This window comes from uncultured Campylobacter sp., from assembly GCF_938045775.1.
GTDB lineage: Bacteria > Campylobacterota > Campylobacteria > Campylobacterales > Campylobacteraceae > Campylobacter_B.
The window spans coordinates 1-1,824 of the sequence record NZ_CALIBH010000006.1; the positions used below are offsets into that span (position 1 = coordinate 1).

Consider the following 1,824-nt stretch of genomic DNA (forward strand, 5'->3'; position numbering starts at 1 on the left):
AGAGTATGTTTATCGGCCGCCCGCGAGGCAACTACGACCGCCTACTGGATTTCAGCACCGCAAAGACGGGCGCGCTCTTTTTCGCTCCGACTTTCGATATGCTCGAGGCTTACGATGCGGGCTAAATTTAAATCACTTTAAATTTAAAGGCGCGCGATGTTTTGCGATCTAAGCCCGTATCAGAGCAGGCGCTGCAAAGAGATCATAGAAAATAGAGCCGAAAACAGCGAAAATATCAGCGGCTTACTGGAGTTTATAAACTCTAAATTTAAGGTTCGTCCTATCAGCGCGTTTTACGGCGCGGGCAAGAACTCGGCGTGGCTTAAGATCGTGCTTCGCTTCGATAAAGATGCCGCAAAAATTACCGATAAAAAGTGCATCGAGCGCTATCTCGCCCGCACGCCGCTTTACGCGAAGCTAAACGAGCTAAAGAATTTTTATATCTCGGTCGAGTCCTTCGAGTCACAGATCCGCACCGATCTGATCCAAGGCGCGGTAGAGGAGCTGCTGCGAAACCGAAACGAGCTTTTAGCGCCGCTTAAAATTTGGTATATCGCGGCGGTGTCCGACGCGCCCGTAGTTTTTTATTTCACGAGGCAGGACGCGGCACGCCGCGAAGGTGGCGGAAAGATAGAGCGGCTGATAAGAAATTTTATAGAGAAAGCGCAGGACGCCAAATACCTGAGCCACATGAAATTTAAGCTCTATTTTGACAGTAAGGAGTTCGTGGATCTTGAGTGCGGCGGAAATTTGTTCTATTATTTCAAATGAAATTTAACTAAGGAGCGAAAGTGGATGCGAAGCTTTATCTAAACAAAGCAATAATGCAGCTCTCGCGGGGGCTTGAGGAGGGTGGCGTGCAGAGCCTAAAAGCAGCACTTGAGGAGGGCGACGGCGACGAGGTTAGCAAGACGCAAGCGCGCGTGATCTTAGGCGAATACTACGTGATGAAGGGCGAACCCGCGCAAGCTAGGGAGTATCTAGGGCCCGTGGTGCAAGACGCCGAGCGACTGCGAGATCAATACGACGATCTGCTGGACGATGAAATTTGCAGAGCCGATATGCTTTTGGATATGATCGAGCGCTTCGAGTTTTTGGCGGAGTAAAACGGCTCGCGATATGCGGCGGCACAATAAGCGTCGCGGCAGAGATAAAATTTTAAGATCGGAGCGAAATGTCAGACTATTCATTTGAAACTATAGAGCAAATGCTGCTAAAATGCGTAGCCGAGGGCGGCGAGCCCGAGCTTAGCTTTCGCCTGCGCGGCGCGCAATACTTGATCATCGCCTACGCAGATCGCTGCTCGTTTCAAAGATGCGCGGACGAAGCTGGCGCAAATGCAAGCGGCGAGCGGTATTTCGCCACGCTGCAGGAACTCTACGGTGCGCCGCAAATAGACGGGCTCTCGTTAAGAGCTCTGGAGCGAAGCGGATGATTTTTACTGCTTTGATTTCGAGCTGTGAGACCTCGAAATTTCATACGGCGGTGCGGTAAGCGTACGCGGTACCGATACGCGGCGCCGATAAATTTGAACGAAATAAAATTTTGAAAGGACGCAAGCGGGCTCCGCTTGGGATTGCGTCGCTAGAGCGTGCGGCGAGGACGGCAAATTTAGCGCCGCAAAACGCCCGAGCCGCTAGCGGTAAAATTTAAAATAAGAGCAAAAATTTAATGAAAAATTTTAACGATGAGCCGCAAGAATCGCAATCCGAACAAAATAACGCCGAGCGCCGAAATCCGCCGAAATTTGACAATAAATCCCTCATCGTAAAAGACTACAACATAATAGTATTCTTTATTTATAATCTATTCTTCGCCCCCTTG

General features: G+C 49.8%; 3 protein-coding genes and 1 pseudogene. All 4 read left to right on the forward strand.

What is annotated here, in order from left to right; all coding sequences use genetic code 11:
- Positions 1-125: pseudogene (locus Q0238_RS12220) on the forward strand (peroxidase); the annotation flags it as partial.
- 31 nt (positions 126-156) lie between these two features.
- Positions 157-771, forward strand: coding sequence for a hypothetical protein (locus tag Q0238_RS00165; RefSeq protein WP_297941672.1), 615 nt, complete (start codon positions 157-159; stop codon positions 769-771).
- Positions 772-791: 20 nt separating this feature from the next.
- Positions 792-1,106, forward strand: coding sequence for a hypothetical protein (locus Q0238_RS00170; protein WP_297941674.1), 315 nt, complete (start codon positions 792-794; stop codon positions 1,104-1,106).
- 68 nt (positions 1,107-1,174) lie between these two features.
- Entirely contained in the window at positions 1,175-1,435 is a 261-nt protein-coding gene (locus Q0238_RS00175) for a hypothetical protein (RefSeq protein WP_297941676.1), read from the forward strand.
- The last annotated feature ends 389 nt before the right edge of the window (positions 1,436-1,824 follow it).